Below are 19,464 nucleotides of genomic sequence, written 5' to 3'. Positions count from 1 at the left end.
GCGACCGACGCGGACGACGGGGGTGCCCGATGGGGCGCCTCCGTCGTCACATGTGCGCTCCCGCGGCGTCGAGTTCGAACCAGACGACCTTGCCCCGCCCCAGGGCGAGCGGATCCACCCCCCAGGCGTCGGCCAGTGCCTCCACCAGCAGCAGACCCCGACCGTGCGTACCGTCGTCGGCGGACGGTACGTACGGGTGGATCCGCTGGGGGTTGAAGTCGCGGACCTCGACGCGCAGTCGGTCGGCCCTGACGCTCGCGGAAACCTCCGCGCCCTGGTCGGTGTGGACGAGGGCGTTGGTGACCAGCTCGGTGACGAGCAGTTCGGCCACGTCGGCGGTATCGGGTCGACACCGGTGGCGCAGCAGTTCCCGTAACGCCCGGCGGACCTCGCCCACCGCCTTCAGGTCGGCCCGCCGGATGCGGCGTCTGACCTCCGCCGAGCCGAGCGCCGTGCCCCCTGTGGCCCCGCCGCCCTCGACGGAGCGTTCGCGTGGCACCGGCAGGCCTCGCTTCCACGCCTTCCCCGTATTCGCCCCCACGCGCACGGCGGTGCCCCTCCCACGTCGCTCGTTCCTCGAACAGGCCTACGGAATGCATGCCCCCCGGGGCATCGCGCACTCCTGCGGGCTCACGGTCGCGGCACGTTGCGCAGGTTGGATCGAGCCATCTGGAGCATCCGTCCCACCCCGCCGTCGAGCACGATCTTGCTGGCCGACAGGGCGAATCCGGTCACCATCTCGGCGCTGATCTTCGGCGGAATGGACAGTGCGTTGGGGTCGGTGACCACCTCCACCAGAGCCGGTCCCCTGTGCCGGAACGCGTCCTTGAGGGCCCCGCTGAGCTGCTTGGGCTTCTCCACGCGGACCCCGTAGGCGCCGGCCGCGCGGGCGATGGCGGCGAAGTCCGGGTTGCGGTTCGTCGTCCCGTACGAGGGAAGGCCGGAAACCAACATCTCCAACTCCACCATCCCGAGGGAGGAGTTGTTGAAGAGGACCACTTTGACGGGCAGGTCGTACTGCACGAGAGTGAGGAAATCTCCCATCAGCATCGAGAAACCGCCGTCACCCGACATCGACACCACTTGACGGTCGCGGTCCGTGAACTGTGCGCCGATCGCTTGCGGAAGTGCGTTGGCCATCGAGCCGTGGCTGAAGGAGCCGATGATGCGACGCTTGCCGTTCGGGGAAAGGTAACGCGCCGCCCACACATTGCACATGCCGGTGTCCACGGTGAACACCGCGTCCTCGTCGGCCAGATCGTCGAGTACCGAGGCCACGTACTCGGGGTGGATCGGCGTGTGCTTCTCGACCTTGCGGGTGTAGGCCTTCACCACCCCTTCCAGGGCGTCCGCGTGCTTGCGGAGCATCCGGTCGAGGAAGCGGCGGTCGGACTTGACCTTCACGCGCGTGTTCAGGGCGCGCAGGGTCTCCCGTACGTCGCCCCAGACGGCGAGGTCCAACTGCGATCGGCGGCCGAGGTGTTCGGGGCGGATGTCCACCTGGACGATCTTCACGTCGTCGGGGAGGAAGGCGTTGTAGGGGAAGTCGGTGCCGAGGAGGATCAGCAGGTCGCACTCGTGGGTGGCCTCGTAGGCGGCGCCGTAGCCGAGCAGTCCGCTCATGCCCACGTCGTACGGGTTGTCGTACTGGATCCATTCCTTGCCGCGCAGCGCGTGGCCGACCGGGGCCTTGATGCGGCCCGCGAACTCCATCACCTCGGCGTGCGCGCCCGCCGTGCCGCTGCCGCAGAACAGGGTGACCCGGTCGGCCTCGTCGACCAGCCGGACCAGCTTCTCGATCTCGCCCTCACCGGGCCGCACGGTGGGCCGGGCCGTGACCAGGGCGTGTTCCACCGCCTTGTCGGGGGCGGGCTGGGAGGCGATGTCGCCGGGCAGGGCGACGACACTGACCCCGCTGCGGCCGATGGCGTGCTGGACGGCGGTCTGGAGCAGCCGGGGCATCTGCTTCGGGTTGGAGATCAGCTCGTTGTAGTGGCTGCACTCGCGGAACAGCTGGTCGGGGTGGGTCTCCTGGAAGTAGCCGAGCCCGATCTCGCTGGACGGGATGTGGGAGGCCAGCGCGAGGACCGGGGCCATGGAGCGGTGGGCGTCGTAGAGCCCGTTGATCAGGTGCAGGTTGCCGGGGCCGCAGGAGCCCGCGCAGGCGGCGAGCCGACCCGTGATCTGGGCCTCGGCGCCCGCCGCGAAGGCGGCCGTCTCCTCGTGCCGGACCTGGATCCACTCGATGTCACCCGTCCGGCGGATCGCGTCGACGATCGGGTTGAGGCTGTCGCCGACGACCCCGTACATGCGGCGTACGCCCGCGCGCACGAGGATGTCGACGAACTGTTCCGCCACGTTCTGCTTGGCCATGGAAGGGGCGCCCTTTCCGGTTCCGGCTTGCCGGGTCTGGTGTGCCGTCGGCTGCCCGGTGCGCCTTCCATCCATGCACGTTCCGCGCGGTTACGCCTCCCAGACCGCGGCCGCCGTCCGGTCGTCGGCGTACCCCTTGAGGCGGAGCTGGGTGTCCGCGAGGAAGGCCGCGAGGCCCGGCGGGTCCCCGTGCGACCAGCGGGCGGCCAGCTCGGCCGGGAGCAGTCCCTCCTCGCGCATCGGGTCCGCGAGGCCGCCGGAGCACAGCAGGAGCGTGTCGCCGGGACGGGCGACGGCCGCGCGGAAGCGGAAGCCGGCGCCGCCCTCGGTGTGCGTGGCCGGGCCGGGCGGTTCGAGGTCCTGCCAGCGGCCCTCGCGCAGCCGGAACACGCCGCCGGCGCCCGCGCCGAAGCACACCCGGTTGGGGCAGCGGGGGTCCAGCGGCAGCAGTACGCCGCGCAGCCCGGCCGTGTACGCCTCCTCGGCGAGCCCGAGTTCGGCGGCGTGGGCCCGCAGTCGCCCGTAGCCCCGGTCGGTGAGGCGCTGGAGCCCCGACAGCAGGGCCTCGCGCCGGCCGCCCGGACGTCGTCGGTGAGGCGCTCGCGGCTGCGGCCGACGGCCGCGGCGACGGAGCGGCCCAGTTCGGCGGCGGCCTCCCGGGCGCCGGGCGCGGCCCGGTCCCCGCCGGCCAGGACCACCAGGACCAGGCCGTCGTCCCCGCTGCCGAAGCGGGCGGTGAGCAGGAAGTCCCGGCGGGCTTCACCCCGGTAGCGGGCGGAGTCCCCGCGCAGGGAGGCGGCGCGCAGGGTGAACGTGCCGTAGCGGGCCCCCTCCAGGACGGTGTCGGGGGTCAGGAAGTCGAGCGCGGCGGGGTCGGCGGCGGGCAGTGCGCCCGGCTCGGCGGCGTAGGTGGGGGCCCGGTCGCCGAGGAAGGCCGGCTCGGGCCGATCGGCGGCCTCGAAGGGCGGAGGCGGGGGCGGAGGCGGGGCGGGGCGGCGCGGCGGCGGCCGGGGCGGCGGGCGGGGCGGCGGGCTCCGGCTCGACGGCGGGCTCGGGCCTGTCGGCGGGCTCGGGCGTCGGGGTCGGCTCCGACGGTGCGCCCCACCGCCAGGCGGGCAGCTCGGCGGCGGGCCCGGCCGGGTCCTCTTCCGGCGCAGGCGGCACCGTCACGTCGCCCCGCGCGTACCCGGTCGCCCCCGACAGGCGCGGATCCCGCCATCCGGGCGGCGACGCGCCGGAACCCCCACCGCGCTGCGCGGGCAGCGGCAAGGACGGCGACGTCGGACCGGTAACCGCCGGGGGCGGCGGACCCTGCGAGGGCGCGAGCGGAGGCGGTGGGGGCGGCTGCGCAGGGGGCGGCGGTGACAGCGGGGGCGGAAGCGGCGGCAGCGCACCCCCCGTTCCGCGCGCCTCCGGCCGCCCCGGCCCCTCAGCCCCACCGGCCCCTCTCAGCTGCCCCGCGTCGGCCGGCGGGGGGTCCGTCACCAGGCCCGACGCCGAGCGGAACCGGTGGTCCAGCGTGTCCTGCGGATCGGGCTCGGGGGCCGCGTCCGGGTCCTCGTAGAGCTTCTGCCACCAGTCCTGCGCGCCCTGCTGACTCATGCCCTCATTGTCGGCCTCCCCGGGCGGCGAAAAACCCCGAACACGCGAAAAGGGCACACGGGGCCGCCGCCCGGTGGGCCCTCTCCGCATCACCCGCACAGACCAACGCACTTCGTACGCCGGTGCGACCGTCTGTTCGTCGGCGGTGCGACACCTTGGCAGAGGGACGGGTGGTGCGGCGATGATGTGCGCGGCGGGTTCGCGCCGTGGCCGCTTCCCGCCAGGATCGGCGTCGAGATGGGGGTGGACGGGTTGCTGGGGGCGATAGGCCTGGACGAGGGCCAGGAGTCGGCGTACCGCGCGCTGGTGGCACTGGGCGCGGCGGAGGTGCCGGACCTGGCGCACCGGCTGACGCTGCCGGTCCCGCAGACCGAGCGGGCGCTGCGGCACCTGGAGCGGCACGGGCTGGCCGCGCGGTCCTCGGCCCGGCCGGGCCGCTGGGTGGCCGCGCCGCCGGGCGTCGCGTTGGGCGCCCTGCTGACGCGGCAGCGGCACGAGCTGGAGCAGGCCGAGCTGGCGGCGGTGCTGCTGGCCGAGAAGTACCGGGCGGAGGCCGCCGAGCCGGCCGTGCACGACCTGGTGGAGGTGGTGACGGGCGCGAGCGCGGTGGCGCACCGCTTCCGCCAGCTCCGGCTCGGCGCGACCGAGGAGGTGTGCGCGCTGGTCACCGGCGGGCCCCGGGCGGTGACGGGCTCCGACGACCAGGCCGAGGAACGGGCCGCCGTACGGGGGGTCGCGTACCGGGTCGTGCTCGAACGGGAGGTGCTCACCCAGCCGGGCGGCATCCGGGAGGCCGGGGCGGCGTTGGCGCGCGGGGAGCTGATCCGGGTGACGGACCGGGTGCCGACGAAGCTGGTCATCGCCGACCGGTCGCTGGCCATGCTCCCGCTCACCCCGCGCGGCGCCGAACCGGCGGCGCTGGTCGTGCACGCGTCGGGGCTGCTGGAGGCGCTGCGGGGCCTGTTCGAGGCGTCCTGGCGGGAGGCGCTGCCACTGATCCTGGGGTCGACGGGCTGCGCCGAGGAGGGGGCCGGCGGCCCGGACGCCGTCGACCTGGAGATCCTCACGCTGCTGCTGGCGGGGATGACGGACGCGAGCGTGGCCAAGCACCTGGAGCTGGGACTGCGCACGGTCCAGCGGCGGGTGAAGGGACTGATGGAGCTGGCCGGGGTCACGACCCGCCTCCAGCTCGGCTGGCAGGCGTACCGACGGGGCTGGGTGGCCCGATAGACCCCGGGCCGGTCACGCCGGGCTGATCGACCCGCCTCGGCTACGGGGGGTGCTGCCGGGCTACCGGCTGCCGGTGCGGCCGGGGCTGACGTCGTACGGCCCCGGCCCGGTGCGGGCCGGCGGCCGGGGTGCGAGCCTGGCCACATGACGCGACTTCGGGCCTTCGAGGGCTTCAGCGAAGCGGAACTGGCGTACCTGCGCTCCCAGCGCCTGGGGCGGCTGGCCACGGTCGACCCCTCCGGTCAGCCTCAGGCGAACCCGGTGGGCTTCTTCCCGCAGGACGACGGAACGATCCTGGTGGGCGGCGCGGCGATGGGCACCACGAAGAAGTGGCGCAACCTCCGGAGCAACCCGAACCTGTCGCTGGTCGTGGACGACCTGGTCAGCACCCACCCGTGGCGGGTACGGGGCATCGAGATCCGCGGCCACGCCACGCTGGAGGTCGGCCCGCACGACCTGGGCCCGCACTTCAGCCCGGAGGTCATCCGCATCCACCCCACCCACGTCCACGCCTGGGGCATCACCCCCTGACAGCGGGGGTGGCGGGGCGGGGAAGGCACCGGCCCCACCCCGCCCCGCCCCCGTGACGCGCAGGTGACGCGGTCAGGCCCGGCCGCCCCGCTTGGCGGCGTAGTTGGCACGGCCTTCGGCCGACTTCATGCGCCAGTCCCGCCGGATCTCCGAGCGCAGCCGGGCGTCCGTCTTGGCGACGATCCGCTGGTTCTCCCGCAGCAGCTTGCGGTAGCTCTCCAGCCGCCGCTCGGGCAGCGCGCCGGAGTCCACCGCGTCCAGCACCGCGCAGCCCGGCTCCGCCTCGTGGGCGCAGTCGTGGAAGCGGCACCGGGCGGCGTACTCCTCGATCTCCGAGAAGACCTGCCCGACGCCCGCCTCGGCGTCGAACAGTCCGACGCCCCGCAGGCCCGGGGTGTCGATGAGGACGCCGCCGCCCGGGAGGGCGAGGAGGTTGCGGGTGGTCGTGGTGTGACGGCCCTTGCCGTCGACGTCACGGATCTCCTGGACCTCCATGACGTCCGCCCCGAGCAGCGCGTTCGCCAGGGTGGACTTGCCGGCGCCGGAGACGCCGAGGAGCACGCTCGTCCCGTCGGCGACGATCGCCGCGAGGACGTCCGTACCCTCCCCGGTGTGGGAGGAGACGGTCAGCACCTGGACGCCCGGCGCCGTGGTCTCCACGTCCTGGACGAGGTGGCCCAGCGTGCTCGGGTCCGGGACCAGGTCCGCCTTGGTCAGCACGACGAGCGGCTGCGCCCCCGACTCCCAGGCGAGCGCGAGGAAGCGCTCGATGCGGCCGAGGTCGAGCTCGACGGCGAGGGAGACGGCGATGACGGCGTGGTCGACGTTGGCGGCGAGGATCTGCCCCTCGGAGCGCTGCGAGGAGGTGGATCGTACGAAGGCGGTCCGGCGCGGCAGGTACGCCTTCACGTAGCGCGGGTTGCCGGTCGCCTCGACGGCGGCCCAGTCGCCGGTGCAGATCACGCGGAGCGGGTCGTGCGGGGTGACGAAGGCGGTGTCGGCGCGGACGACGCCGTCCTCGGTCATGACGTCGCACTGGCCGCGGTCGACCCGTACGACCCGGCCCGGGAGGAGTCCCTGCGCGGCGTACGGCTCGAACTCCGCCGCCCACGCGTCGTCCCAGCCGTAGCGGGCGAGGGCGGAGGAGGGGGAGGCGAAAGAAGAGAGAGTCAAGGGGAACCCTTCACAGGGTGGCCCCGGCAGCGCGCGCTGCGGCGCGAAGAGGTGTGAGGTCAGCCGGAGACCACGGGGGTGACATTGATGGTCTTCTGAGTGCGGGCAGCACTCGGCGCGACGACAGTCATCAATGGACTCACCTCCGGGTCATGCAACGAGCCGATGTCCCTTGCCGGTCGGCGGGAACGGCCCCACCGTAACAAGGCCCCTCACGACGACGCCAATTCTTTTTCCGTGCTCGCGCAGCTCTTTTTCTCAGTGCTTGCGCAGCCGGGACGTGTAGTCGTCCGGCGGCAGGAAATTCGACCAGCGTTCCGGGAACTCCGACGGCATCCCCGCGTCCTCGTCGTCCTCCGACTCCCCCTCGGCCAGGGCCCGCCAGGCGGCGGCCCGTGCGATCAGCCGGGCGGCCTCCGCCTCGCGGACGCGTTCGTTCGCCTCGCGCGCCGCCGCCGTCGCCACCGACGGCCACACCCGGTCGATGGCGGCGTTGACGGCGGCGCCGACCAGCACGGCGAAGGCCGAGATGCCGATCCACAGCAGGATCGCCACCGGCGCGGCCAGGGACCCGTAGATCGTCGGCCCCTCCACCGTGTTGGTGAGGTAGATCCGCAGCAGGAACGAGCCCAGCACCCACATCGCGAGCGCGACCAGCGCGCCGGGGACGTCCTCGATCCACGGCGAACGAACCGGCACGGAGACGTGGTACAGGGTGGTCAGGAAGGCGATGGAGAGCAGCGTGACGGTCGGCCAGTACAGCACCGCGATCACCTCGGTGCTCCAGGGGACCAGCCGTACGACCACGTCCGGTCCGGCCACCATCAGCGGCAGCACGACCGCGCCGATGACCAGGGCGATCACGTAGAGCAGGAAGGCGAGCAGCCGGGTCTTGACGATGCCGCGGCGGCCGTCGAGGCCGTACATGACGGTGATGGTGTCGATGAAGACGTTGACGGCGCGGGATCCCGACCACAGGGCGAAGGCGAAGCCGAGGGAGATCAGGTCGGGCCGGCCCCGGCTGGTGACGTCGTCGAGCATGGGTTTCGCGATGTCGTTGACGCCCCGGTCGGACAGGACGGTGCCCACCGCGCGCAGGATGTTCTCCTCGATGCTGGCGACCGACTTGGTGTCGGTCCAGCCGTCGACGTAGCCGAGGAGGCCGAGCAGGCCGAGGAAGAGCGGGGGCAGGGAGAGCAGCGTGAAGAAGGCCGCCTCGGCCGCGAGCCCGAGGATGCGGTACTCGATGCAGGAATTGACGGTGTCTTTGAGGAGCAGCCAGGCCATCTTCCGCTTCGAGACGTTGCGATAGAGGGCGCGGGCCCGATGGAGCCGTCCTGGGATCCGCTCGGGTGTTTCTTTTGCTGGCTGCACGTCCTTACGGTATCGGCATGGCAGCCACCACCCACACAGTCACCAATCAGGTCCCGCCCCTGGTGGGCTACGAGGTCTACCTCGGCGACCGGGTCCTCACCGAGGGGGTCGAACGGCACCTGGCCGACGCGGCCCCCGAACTCCGCGAAGAGGTAACGGGGGAGCTCACCACGCTCGGCCGGGCCGCCGGCTCGGCGCAGGCCCAGGAATGGGGCCGGCTGGCGAACGAGAACCCGCCGAAGCTGCGTACGCACGACCGCTACGGCAACCGGATCGACGAGGTCGAGTTCCACCCGGCCTGGCACCGGCTGCTCGGGCACGCCGTGACGTCCGGCCTGACGGACGCCTGGGGGCGCCCGGCGGGGCACCTGCGCCGCGCGGCCGGTTTCTTCCTGTGGTCGCAGGCCGAGGCGGGGCACGGCTGCCCGGTCTCGATGACCCATGCCGCCGTCCCGGCGCTGCGGGCCGATCCCGGGCTGGCCGCCGAGTGGGAGCCGCGCCTGACCTCGCACGTCTACGAGGAGGAGCTGCGGCCCGCCGATCAGAAGACCGGGGTCCTGTTCGGGATGGGGATGACCGAGAAGCAGGGGGGCAGCGACGTACGGGCGAACACGACGCGGGCGGTCGCGTTGGACGCGCCCGGGGAGTACCTGCTGACCGGGCACAAGTGGTTCTGCTCGGCGCCGATGTCGGACGGGTTCCTGGTCCTGGCGCAGGCGTCCGCCGCCGGGCAGGACCGGCTGACGTGCTTCCTGGTGCCGAGGGTGCTGCCGGACGGGACGCGCAACGTGTTCGCGATCCAGCGGCTGAAGGACAAGCTGGGCAACCGGTCGAACGCGTCGAGCGAGGTCGAGTTCGACGGGACCTGGGCGCGGCGGGTGGGCGAGGAGGGGCGGGGGGTGCGGACCATCATCGAGATGGTCGCGGCGACCCGGCTGGACTGCGTGATCGGTTCGGCCTCGCTGATGCGGCAGGCGTTGACGCAGGCCGTCCACCACGCGGAGCACCGCTCCGCTTTCGGGGCGCCGCTCGTCGACCAGCCGTTGATGCGCAACGTACTCGCCGACCTGGCCCTGGAGTCCGAGGCGGCGACCGTCCTCACCCTGCGCCTCGCGGCCGCGTACGACGCCGGTACCGAGCAGGAGCGGGCCTTCCTGCGCCTCGCGGTGCCCGCCGCGAAGTACTGGGTGACCAAGCGGTGTACGCCGATGGTGGCGGAGGCCCTGGAGTGCCTGGGCGGCAACGGCTACGTCGAGGAGTCGGGGCTGCCCCGCCTGTTGCGCGAGTCCCCGCTCAACTCGATCTGGGAGGGCTCGGGCAACGTCCAGGCCCTGGACGTGCTGCGGGCTCTGCAGCGCGAGCCGCAGGCGCTGAACGCGTTCCTCCAGGAGGTCGGTCTGGCGCGCGGCGCCGACCACCGGCTGGACGCGGCGATCAAGAACCTGCTGACCGAGCTGGCCGACCTCGACGGGATCGAGGCGCGGGCACGGCGCGTGGTGGAGCGCATGGCGCTGGTGTTGCAGGGATCGCTGCTGGTCAGGTGGGCTCCGCCGGAAGTGGCGGACGCGTTCTGCGCCTCCCGCCTCGGCGGGGACTGGGGCGCTGCCTTCGGCACGCTGCCGCACGGTCTGGACCTGGGCGCGGTGGTGTCCCGGGCACGGATCTCGGGCTGATCGGGTGCGGTGGATCGTGGCGGTCCCCAAACCGCCGCGATCCTCTTCCCCGCCGTGGTCCCCAAACCACTCAGCGCCGGGATCCGGGCCCGGTGAGACAGATCGGGGGTGGCGCCGCGCCGACTCGGCACCACCCCTGATCCGAGAAGCCCCGAGGAAGGAGCTGTCACGCCGCTCGGCGGCGTGCCGATAGTTTCGGTCGGGTGACCGGGGCTTGGCGAGGGTTGCATACCGTTGCAACCCTTCAGGCCGTCGGCTCGTTCAGCACGGGGAGGTTCCGGTGGGCAACACCGCAGGCAGCGCGGTCGATGTGGCGCGCATCTCGGCCATGGACGCGCGGGAGGCGGCGCGTCTGCTCAAGGGGGTACGGGCGGCCGCGCTGGCCGGGGACCGCCTGCCGGCGGCTCCGCGCCCGGAGATCGCCGAGTCGTGGCGGCGGATGCTGGCCGGTGGGGTCCACCCCGACCGTGACGCGCGCTCCCGGCTGCTGTCCGCCGCCGAGACCGAGGAGCGGCGGCAGGTGTCGCCGCTGCGGGAGATCCTCCCGGTGCTGCGCGAGGGGCTGCTGCCCGCGCTGGACGAGGCCCTGCACATCATGGTCGTCGCCGACGCCGACGGGCGGCTGCTGTGGCGGGAGGGCCACTCCTCGATCCTGCGCAAGGCGGACCGGCTGGGCTTCGCGGTGGGCGCCGACTGGGACGAGGCCGTGGTGGGCACCAACGGCGTGGGGACGGCCCTGGTGGCCCGGCGGCCGGTGCAGGTGTTCTCGGCGGAGCACTTCGTCTCCAGCCACCACGACTGGACCTGCGCGGGGGCGCCCGTACGCGATCCGCGGGACGGGCAGCTCCTCGGCGTGGTCGACGTCAGCGGGCCCCTGGCCACGATGCACCCGGCGACCCTGGCCTGGGTGACCTCCGTGGCCCGGCTCGCCGAGCGGGAGCTGCGGCTGCGGCACCTGGAGTCCCTGGAGCGGCTGCGGGCGGTCGCGGCGCCGCTGCTGGCCCGGCTGCCGGGGCGGGCGGTGGCGGTGGATCCGCACGGCTGGACGGCCGCGGTGACGGGGCTGGCGCCCTCCGACCGCATCCCGTTGCCGAAGGGGCTCGCTCCGGGCCGGCTGTGGGTCCCGCAGCTGGGCGACTGCGTGGCCGAGCCGCTGCCCGGCGGGTGGCTGCTGCGGCTGGCGGAGTCCTCCGCGTCCGCGCCGGCGGTCAGCCGGGTGGTGCTGGACTTCAGCCGGCCGCGATCCTGGTCGGCGACGGTCTACGGGGCCGCCGGCAGCTGGTCGCAGGAGCTGAGCCCGCGCCACGCGGAGCTGCTGTACCTGCTGGCGGAGTCCCCGCGCGGGCGCTCGGCGGCGGAACTCGCGGCGGAGCTGTTCGGTGACCCGACGCGGACGGTGACGGTGCGGGCGGAGCTGTCGCGCGTACGCCGCCACCTCGCCGGGGTGCTGACCCACCGGCCGTACCGCTTCGCGGAGGACGTGGAGGTGGAGGTGATCCGCCCCCGGGACCCGGCGCGGCTGCTGCCGCACTCCACGGCCCCGGCGGTGGTCCGGGCCCGCCTGGGCCGTTCGGGGCAGGGCGTGATTCCCTGAACGACATGAGCACCATCACTCTCACCACGTGGTCCCTTGAGATGACCTCCCCCGAGGACCTGGTCGCGGCGGCCGTCCCGGGTCCCGAGATCCGCATCGAGCGGGCGGAGGTCCCCTCGCCGGAGTTCAGCCGGTTCCTGTACGCCTCGGTGGGCGGGGACATCCACTGGACGGACCGGCTGTCGCTGACGCGCGCGCAGTGGCTGGAGTACCTGGAGCGGCCGGGCGTGGAGACCTGGGTCGCGTACGACCGGGGAACGCCGGCGGGGTACATCGAGCTGGACCCGCAGCCGGACGGGGTGGTGGAGATCATGTACTTCGGGTTGCTGCCGGACTTCCGGGGCCGCCGCATCGGCGGGCACCTGCTGACCTTCGGCACGGCCCGCGCGTGGGACCTGGCGTCCCGCTGGCCGGAGCGCGAACCGACGCGCCGGGTGTGGGTCCACACGTGCAGCGAGGACGGCCCCACGGCGATGGACAACTACCAGAGGCGCGGCTTCAAGGTGTTCCGGACGGAGACCGAGGAGAAGCAGCCCACCCCCACCCCGGGCGCCTGGCCGGGCGCGTAACGCGACACGCCGCGCGCACCGGCCGGAAATGGAGCAGGGGATTCCGTGGCGACCGGTGCGTGACCCCGGTCACGTGATCCCATCATCCGGGACGACTTCGTCCGGATAATGGACAGTAGTGGACTCCTCCAATCGGCCCGTGCCACGCTTCCGCCATGAATGGAGCTGGAATTGCCTTGGTGAGTCGACGCCACGTCGACCTCGGCCGCATGGCCAGCGCCATCTGTCCGGCGCGCTGACGGAACCAGCCACCGCCGCACGTCGCCGTCGTCCCCGCCGCAGCGGACACGTCGACCCCCCGCAAGCCCCCTCAAGGTCGAACGCGCCCTGATACGCCGGCAAACCCGGCCAAAGGGTGACATTCGGCCGCACCCTGCTCAGAGGCGCCAGTGTTACCGGGGGCACGCCGCCGCCCCCTGCCCCCTGCTTAGAGCCGCTGAAGAAGGACGTATCCGCCATGGCCGCCACTCCCGAAACGCCCGCAGCCGCACCCGCAGCCGCAGCGCGCCGCAAGACCGGCCGTCACCGCGGCGAGGGCCAGTGGGCCGTCGGACACCACACCCCCCTCAACGGCAACGAACAGTTCAAGAGGGACGACGACGGTCTCAACGTGCGGACGCGCATTGAGACGATCTACTCCAAGACGGGCTTCGACTCGATCGACCCCAACGACCTGCGCGGCCGCATGCGCTGGTGGGGCCTCTACACCCAGCGCAAGCCCGGGATCGACGGCGGCAAGACCGCGATCCTGGAGCCGGAGGAGCTGGACGACAAGTACTTCATGCTGCGCGTGCGCATCGACGGCGGCCGGCTGACCACCGAGCAGCTGCGCGTCATCGGCGAGATCTCCGAGGAGTTCGCGCGCGGCACCGCCGACCTCACCGACCGCCAGAACGTGCAGTACCACTGGATCCGGATCGAGGACGTCCCCGAGATCTGGCGCCGCCTGGAGGCCGTCGGCCTCTCCACCACCGAGGCCTGCGGTGACACGCCCCGCGTGATCCTCGGCTCGCCCGTCGCCGGCATCGCCGAGGACGAGATCATCGACGGCACCCCCGCCATCGACGAGATCTACCGCCGCATCGTGGGCAACCCGGACTTCTCCAACCTGCCCCGCAAGTTCAAGTCCGCGATCTCCGGCTCGCCGCTGCTCGACGTGGCGCACGAGATCAACGACATCGCCTTCGTCGGCGTGAACCACCCCGAGCACGGCCCCGGTTTCGACGTGTGGGTCGGCGGCGGCCTCTCCACCAACCCCAAGCTGGGCGTGCGCCTGGGCACCTGGGTCTCGCTCGACGAGGTCCCGGACGTCTACGAGGGCGTCATCTCGATCTTCCGCGACTACGGCTACCGGCGCCTGCGCACCCGCGCCCGCCTGAAGTTCCTCGTCGCGGACTGGGGTCCGGAGAAGTTCCGCCGGGTCCTGGAGGAGGAGTACCTCAAGCGCGCGCTGACCGACGGCCCCGCGCCCGAGCAGCCCAGCGGCCAGTGGCGCGACCACGTCGGCGTCCACCGGCAGCAGGACGGCCGGTTCTACGTCGGCTTCGCGCCCCGCGTCGGCCGCGTCGACGGCGCCACCCTCGTCAAGATCGCGGACGTCGCCGAGCGGCACGGCTCCGGCCGGCTGCGCACCACCGCCGAGCAGAAGATGATCGTCCTCGACATCGAGGCCGACAAGGTCGACTCCGTCGTGGAGGCCCTGGAGGCGCTGGACCTGCGGGTCAAGCCGTCCCCGTTCCGTCGCGGCACGATGGCCTGCACCGGCATCGAGTTCTGCAAGCTGGCCATCGTCGAGACGAAGGCGCGCGGCGCCTCGCTGATCGACGAGCTGGAGCGCCGCCTGCCGGACTTCGCCGAGCCGATCACCATCAACATCAACGGCTGCCCGAACGCGTGCGCCCGTATCCAAGTGGCGGACATCGGTCTCAAGGGCCAGCTGGTCCTGGACGAGAACGGCAACCAGGTGGAGGGCTACCAGGTCCACCTGGGCGGCGCCCTCGGCCTGGAGGCGGGTTTCGGCCGCAAGGTCCGCGGCCTCAAGGTCACCTCGGCCGGGCTGCCCGACTACGTCGAGCGGGTCGTCACGCGCTTCCAGGAGCAGCGTGAAGAGGGCGAACGCTTCGCGACCTGGGTCGCGCGCGCCGGCGACGAGAGCCTGTCGTGAGCGAGCGCGCCGCACCGTTCCACTGCCCGTACTGCGGCGACGAGGACCTGTTTCCGAACGAAACCGGCCACGGCGCCTGGGAATGCAGGGCCTGCAACCGAGCCTTCCAGCTCAAGTACCTCGGGCTGCTGGCCCGAGGTGTCCGGTCCGACACCGCTGGAGGGGAAGAGATATGACCACCGATCAGGACGCCCGTCTCACCGCTGCGTCTCTCAAGACCGCGTCGCTCCAGGACCTGGCCGAGCAGGCGGGCCGGGACCTGGAGGACGCCTCCGCGCTGGAGATCCTCACCTGGGCGGCGCAGACCTTCGGCAAGAAGTTCTGCGTGACCTCCTCCATGGAGGACGCGGTGGTCGCCCACCTCGCCTCCCGCGCCTTCCCCGGCGTCGACGTGGTGTTCCTGGACACGGGCTACCACTTCGAGGAGACCATCGGCACCCGGGACGCGGTGGACGCGGTGATGGACGTCAACGTCATCACCCTGACCCCCCGCCAGACGGTGGCCGAGCAGGACGCCCAGTACGGTCCGAAGCTGCACGACCGCGACCCCGACCTGTGCTGCGCCCTGCGCAAGGTCAAGCCCCTGGAAGAGGGCCTGACCGCGTACGACGCGTGGGCCACGGGGCTGCGCCGTGACGAGTCCCCCACCCGGGCGAACACCCCGGTCGTCGGGTGGGACGAGAAGCGGCGGAAGGTCAAGATCTCGCCGATCGCCCGCTGGAGCCAGGACGACGTGGACGCCTACGTCGCCGAGCACGGCGTGCTGACCAACCCGCTGCTGATGGACGGCTACGCCTCCGTCGGCTGTGCCCCCTGCACCCGCCGCGTGGCGGAGGGCGAGGACGCGAGGGCCGGCCGGTGGGCCGGACGCGGCAAGACCGAGTGCGGACTGCACGGCTGATGACAGAGCAGACGGCGCAGCTGACGGCACAGCAGACGACACGGCTGACGAATCGACTTACGGAGACTGAGCGGATGAGCGTGAGCGACCAGGGCGCCACGGTGTGGCTGACCGGGCTGCCGAGCGCGGGCAAGACCACCATCGCGTACGCGCTGGCCGAGCGGCTGCGCGGCGAGGGGCACCGGGTGGAGGTCCTCGACGGGGACGAGATCCGCGAGTTCCTCTCCGCGGGCCTCGGCTTCAGCCGCGAGGACCGTCACACCAACGTCCAGCGCATCGGTTTCGTCGCCGAACTCCTCGCGAGCAACGGCGTCAAGGCCCTCGTCCCCGTCATCGCGCCGTTCGCCGACAGCCGCGAGGCCGTGCGCAAGCGGCACGCCGCCGAGGGCACCTCGTACCTGGAGGTCCACGTGGCCACCCCGGTCGAGGTCTGCTCCGAGCGGGACGTCAAGGGCCTGTACGCCAAGCAGGCCGCGGGCGAGATCTCCGGTCTGACCGGGGTCGACGACCCGTACGAGGCCCCCGAGGCCCCGGACCTGCGCATCGAGTCGCACACGCAGACGGTCCAGGAGTCGGCCGCCGCCCTGCACGCACTGCTCACCGAGAGGGGTCTGGCATGACCACCGCCGCGCACCCGCACATCGAGTCCGACGCCGACGCCGACGCGCCCTACGCGCTGTCGCACCTCGACGCCCTCGAATCCGAGGCCGTGCACATCTTCCGCGAGGTGGCGGGCGAGTTCGAGAAGCCGGTGATCCTCTTCTCCGGCGGCAAGGACTCCATCGTCATGCTGCACCTGGCGCTGAAGGCCTTCGCCCCGGCGCCGGTCCCCTTCGCGCTGCTGCACGTGGACACCGGGCACAACTTCCCCGAGGTCCTGGAGTACCGCGACCGCACGGTCGCCCGGCACGGCCTGCGCCTGCACGTGGCCTCCGTCCAGGAGTACATCGACGCCGGCAAGCTGCGCGAGCGCCCGGACGGCACCCGCAACCCGCTCCAGACGGTCCCGCTCACCGAGGCCATCCAGAGCCTGAAGTTCGACGCCGTCTTCGGCGGCGGCCGCCGCGACGAGGAGAAGGCCCGCGCCAAGGAGCGCGTCTTCTCCCTGCGCGACGAGTTCTCCCAGTGGGACCCGCGCCGCCAGCGCCCCGAGCTGTGGCAGCTCTACAACGGCCGCCACGCCCCGGGCGAGCACGTGCGCGTCTTCCCGCTGTCCAACTGGACCGAGCTGGACGTGTGGCAGTACATCGCCCGCGAGGGCATCGAACTGCCGGAGATCTACTTCGCCCACGAGCGCGAGGTGTTCCGGAGGAACGGCATGTGGCTGACGGCCGGCGAGTGGGGCGGCCCCAAGGAGGACGAGGCCCCCGAGACCCGCCTGATCCGCTACCGCACCGTCGGTGACATGTCCTGCACCGGCGCCGTCGACTCCGACGCCACCACGCTGGACGCCGTGATCGCCGAGATCGCCGTCTCCCGCCTCACCGAGCGGGGCGCGACCCGCGCCGACGACAAGATGTCCGAGGCCGCGATGGAAGACCGCAAGCGCGAAGGGTACTTCTAGACATGACCACCACCCCCACCGAGCAGTTCGCCGATCTGTCGGCGACCACCCTGCTGCGCTTCGCGACCGCCGGTTCCGTCGACGACGGCAAGTCCACCCTGGTGGGCCGGCTGCTGCACGACTCCAAGTCGGTCCTGACCGACCAGATGGAGGCCGTCGAGGCCGTCTCCGCGCAGCGCGGCCAGGACGCCCCGGATCTCGCCCTCCTGACGGACGGCCTGCGGGCCGAGCGCGAGCAGGGCATCACCATCGACGTGGCCTACCGCTACTTCGCCACCGCCCGGCGCCGGTTCATCCTGGCCGACACCCCCGGGCACGTGCAGTACACCCGCAACATGGTCACCGGCGCCTCCACGGCCGACCTGGCCGTGGTCCTCGTCGACGCCCGCAACGGCGTCATCGAGCAGACCCGCCGGCACGCCGCCGTCGCCGCCCTGCTGCGCGTCCCGCACGTGGTCCTGGCCGTCAACAAGATGGACCTCGTCGGCTACGCGGAGGCGGTCTTCGCATCGATCGCCGAGGAGTTCACGGCGTACGCCTCCGACCTGGGCGTCCCCGAGATCACCGCGATCCCGATCTCGGCTCTGGCCGGGGACAACGTGGTCGAGCCCTCCGCGAACATGGACTGGTACGGCGGCCCGACCGTCCTGGAGCACCTGGAGACCGTCCCGGTCAGCCACGACCTGACGGCCTGCCCGGCCCGCTTCCCCGTCCAGTACGTCATCCGCCCCCAGTCGGCCGAGCACCCCGACTACCGCGGCTACGCGGGCCAGATCGCCTCCGGCGTCCTGCGCGTCGGCGAGGCCGTCACCGTCCTGCCGTCGGGCCGTACGAGCGTCATCGAGGGCATCGACGCGCTCGGTGAGAGCGTCGACATCGCCTGGGCGCCGCAGTCGGTGACGCTGCGGCTGAAGGACGACATCGACATCTCGCGCGGCGACCTGATCGCGCCGAGCGCGAGCGCGCCCGCCACCACCCAGGACGTCGTCGCCACCGTCTGCCACGTCGCGGACCAGCCGCTGGCCGTGGGCGCGCGGGTGCTGATCAAGCACACGACGCGCACGGTCAAGGCGATCGTCAAGGAGATCCCCTCGCGGCTGACCCTCGACGACCTCTCCCAGCACCCCTCCCCCGGACAGCTGGTCGCCAACGACATCGGCCGGGTCGTCGTCCGCACCGCCGAGCCGCTCGCGCTCGACGCGTACGCCGACTCGCGCCGCACCGGATCGTTCCTGCTGATCGACCCGGCCGACGGCACCACCCTGGCGGCCGGCATGGCGGGCGAGTCCTTCGCCTCGCGTGCCGAGACCACCGTCCAGGCGGACGAGGAGGGGTGGGACTTCTAGATCATGCCCGCCGACATGTACTCCACCTTCGCGAAGGAGGGCGGCCGCGTAGGCAGCGGCGCCCTCGGCAGCGGCCAGGGAGGCGTGGCGCGATGTGCGCGATGACGTACGCGCACCCCACGCGCCCCCTCCACACGCCGCACCCTCCCTTGCTCACCAGACGAAGACGTGCGTCATGACGACATGACGTGACGAGAGGAACCCCTCCCGTGCCTGCCACCGGTAAGACCCGTAACACTTCGCGCCGCGGCCTCGCCGCCGCTGCCGCCCTGCCGCTGCTGATCGGCGTCCTCGCCTCGTGCGGCTACGGCTCCCAGGCGGTGAAGGACGAGACCGGGGGCAAGGCGGGCAACGCCGCCCCGGCCGCCGACGGCAAGAAGCTGTCGGCTTCCGAGGTTCGTATCGGGTACTTCCCGAACCTGACGCACGCGACCGCGCTGGTCGGCCTCCAGGAGGGCCTGATCGCCAAGGAGTTGGGCGCCACCAAGGTCAAGCCGCAGGCCTTCAACGCCGGCCCGTCCGAGATCGAGGCCCTCAACGGCGGTTCCCTCGACATCGGTTTCATCGGCCCGTCGCCGGCGATCAACGGCTATGTGAAGTCCAAGGGTTCCAACCTGCGGATCATCTCCGGCTCCGCCTCGGGCGGCGTCAAGCTGGTGGTGAACCCGGAGAAGATCAAGACCCTGGACGACGTCAAGGGCAAGAAGATCGCCACCCCGCAGAAGGGGAACACGCAGGACGTCGCGTTCCTCAACTGGATCGCCGAGAAGGGCTGGAAGGTCGACCCCGAATCCGGCAAGGGCGACGTCTCCGTCGTCCGCACCGACAACAAGGTCACCCCTGACGCCTTCAAGCAGGGCTCGATCGACGGCGCGTGGGTGCCGGAGCCGACGGCCTCCAAGCTCGTCTCCGACGGCGGCAGCGTCCTCCTCGACGAGACCACCCTGTGGCCCGACAAGAAGTTCGTGATCACGAACATCATCGTGTCGCAGAAGTTCCTCAAGGAACACCCCGACGTCGTCGAGGCCGTCCTCGCGGGCACGGTCAAGACCAACGAGTGGATCAACGCCAACCCCGACAAGGCCAAGGCCTCCGCGAACGCCAAACTCGCCGCCGAAGGCGGCAAGCCCCTGGACGCCAAGGTCATCGACCCGGCCTGGCAGTCCATCCTGGTCACCGACGACCCGCTGGCCGCCACCCTCAAGGCCCAGGCCGACCACGCGGTCAAGGCGGGGCTCATCGAGCAGCCCGACCTGACCGGCATCTACGACCTGACGCTCCTGAACAAGGTCCTGAAGGCCGCCGGCAAGCCCGAGGTCACCGACGCCGCTCTCGGCGCCAAGTAACCCCGCAATCCAGCAACCCCAGGA

At 72.3% G+C, this 19,464-nt stretch carries 18 protein-coding genes; 13 read left to right on the top strand and 5 right to left on the bottom strand.

Annotated elements, in window-relative coordinates; all coding sequences use genetic code 11:
* Positions 1–46 precede the first annotated feature (46 nt).
* The 3 genes from M4D82_RS26560 to M4D82_RS34395 form a co-directional block, all read right to left on the bottom strand.
* Positions 47–499, bottom strand: coding sequence for an ATP-binding protein (locus M4D82_RS26560; protein ID WP_502989007.1), 453 nt, complete (start codon positions 497–499; stop codon positions 47–49).
* 131 nt (positions 500–630) lie between these two features.
* Positions 631–2,373, bottom strand: coding sequence for a pyruvate dehydrogenase (locus M4D82_RS26555; protein WP_249768451.1), 1,743 nt, complete (start codon positions 2,371–2,373; stop codon positions 631–633).
* Positions 2,374–2,463: 90 nt separating this feature from the next.
* On the bottom strand, positions 2,464–2,790 hold the full coding sequence (locus M4D82_RS34395; protein ID WP_349637094.1) for a PP2C family serine/threonine-protein phosphatase: 327 nt from the start codon (positions 2,788–2,790) through the stop codon (positions 2,464–2,466).
* A 1,437-nt stretch (positions 2,791–4,227) separates the two neighbouring features.
* Between M4D82_RS34395 and M4D82_RS26545 the strand changes: the two genes are divergently transcribed.
* Complete coding sequence (locus M4D82_RS26545; protein ID WP_249772175.1) at positions 4,228–5,205, top strand: helix-turn-helix domain-containing protein; 978 nt, start codon at positions 4,228–4,230, stop codon at positions 5,203–5,205.
* Positions 5,206–5,349: 144 nt separating this feature from the next.
* On the top strand, positions 5,350–5,736 hold the full coding sequence (locus tag M4D82_RS26540) for a PPOX class F420-dependent oxidoreductase (protein WP_249768450.1): 387 nt from the start codon (positions 5,350–5,352) through the stop codon (positions 5,734–5,736).
* Positions 5,737–5,808: 72 nt separating this feature from the next.
* Here M4D82_RS26540 and rsgA read toward each other — a convergent pair whose 3' ends face one another.
* Positions 5,809–6,909 carry a ribosome small subunit-dependent GTPase A gene (gene rsgA / locus M4D82_RS26535; RefSeq protein ID WP_249768449.1) on the bottom strand — a complete coding sequence of 367 codons (1,101 nt, stop codon included), beginning with the start codon at positions 6,907–6,909 and terminating at the stop codon, positions 5,809–5,811.
* A 258-nt stretch (positions 6,910–7,167) separates the two neighbouring features.
* Positions 7,168–8,283 (bottom strand): YihY/virulence factor BrkB family protein, encoded by a 1,116-nt coding sequence (locus M4D82_RS26530; RefSeq protein ID WP_249768447.1) that lies wholly within the window; start codon positions 8,281–8,283, stop codon positions 7,168–7,170.
* Positions 8,284–8,300: 17 nt separating this feature from the next.
* Here M4D82_RS26530 and M4D82_RS26525 point away from each other — a divergent pair, with 17 nt between their 5' ends.
* The 11 genes from M4D82_RS26525 to M4D82_RS26480 all read left to right on the top strand — a co-directional run bounded on the left by M4D82_RS26525 (position 8,301) and on the right by M4D82_RS26480 (position 19,440).
* Positions 8,301–9,956, top strand: coding sequence for an acyl-CoA dehydrogenase family protein (locus M4D82_RS26525; protein WP_249768445.1), 1,656 nt, complete (start codon positions 8,301–8,303; stop codon positions 9,954–9,956).
* 328 nt (positions 9,957–10,284) lie between these two features.
* A complete protein-coding gene (locus M4D82_RS26520; protein WP_249772173.1) occupies positions 10,285–11,550 on the top strand; it encodes a GAF domain-containing protein in 1,266 nt (421 codons plus the stop codon).
* Positions 11,551–11,555: 5 nt separating this feature from the next.
* Positions 11,556–12,119, top strand: a complete 564-nt coding sequence (locus M4D82_RS26515; RefSeq protein ID WP_249768443.1) for a GNAT family N-acetyltransferase — start codon at positions 11,556–11,558, stop codon at positions 12,117–12,119.
* A 155-nt stretch (positions 12,120–12,274) separates the two neighbouring features.
* Positions 12,275–12,358, top strand: a complete 84-nt coding sequence (locus M4D82_RS34390; protein ID WP_349637122.1) for a putative leader peptide — start codon at positions 12,275–12,277, stop codon at positions 12,356–12,358.
* Positions 12,359–12,576: 218 nt separating this feature from the next.
* Positions 12,577–14,283: a nitrite/sulfite reductase gene (locus tag M4D82_RS26510; protein ID WP_249768442.1), complete on the top strand. Its 1,707-nt coding sequence runs from the start codon at positions 12,577–12,579 to the stop codon at positions 14,281–14,283.
* The gene (locus M4D82_RS26505) at positions 14,280–14,459 is read left to right on the top strand and encodes a hypothetical protein (protein ID WP_054227894.1); all 180 of its coding nucleotides are present in this window, start codon (positions 14,280–14,282) and stop codon (positions 14,457–14,459) included. The genes M4D82_RS26510 and M4D82_RS26505 overlap by 4 nt, the downstream gene beginning before the upstream one ends.
* Complete coding sequence (locus M4D82_RS26500) at positions 14,456–15,184, top strand: phosphoadenylyl-sulfate reductase (protein ID WP_249768441.1); 729 nt, start codon at positions 14,456–14,458, stop codon at positions 15,182–15,184. Before M4D82_RS26505 ends, M4D82_RS26500 begins: the two co-directional genes overlap by 4 nt.
* Positions 15,184–15,804 carry an adenylyl-sulfate kinase gene (gene cysC, locus M4D82_RS26495; RefSeq protein WP_283844514.1) on the top strand — a complete coding sequence of 207 codons (621 nt, stop codon included), beginning with the start codon at positions 15,184–15,186 and terminating at the stop codon, positions 15,802–15,804. The genes M4D82_RS26500 and cysC overlap by 1 nt, the downstream gene beginning before the upstream one ends.
* On the top strand, positions 15,801–16,748 hold the full coding sequence (gene cysD / locus M4D82_RS26490) for a sulfate adenylyltransferase subunit CysD (protein WP_249768437.1): 948 nt from the start codon (positions 15,801–15,803) through the stop codon (positions 16,746–16,748). Before cysC ends, cysD begins: the two co-directional genes overlap by 4 nt.
* Before the next feature lie 2 nt (positions 16,749–16,750).
* The gene (locus tag M4D82_RS26485; protein ID WP_249768436.1) at positions 16,751–18,094 is read left to right on the top strand and encodes a sulfate adenylyltransferase subunit 1; all 1,344 of its coding nucleotides are present in this window, start codon (positions 16,751–16,753) and stop codon (positions 18,092–18,094) included.
* A 209-nt stretch (positions 18,095–18,303) separates the two neighbouring features.
* The gene (locus M4D82_RS26480; protein ID WP_249768435.1) at positions 18,304–19,440 is read left to right on the top strand and encodes an aliphatic sulfonate ABC transporter substrate-binding protein; all 1,137 of its coding nucleotides are present in this window, start codon (positions 18,304–18,306) and stop codon (positions 19,438–19,440) included.
* Positions 19,441–19,464 lie beyond the last annotated feature (24 nt).

It is taken from the genome of Streptomyces sp. RerS4 (assembly GCF_023515955.1).
Lineage (GTDB): Bacteria > Actinomycetota > Actinomycetes > Streptomycetales > Streptomycetaceae > Streptomyces.
The sequence above is the reverse complement of the archived record's forward strand: the minus strand, read 5'-3'. Positions and strand labels throughout refer to the sequence as shown.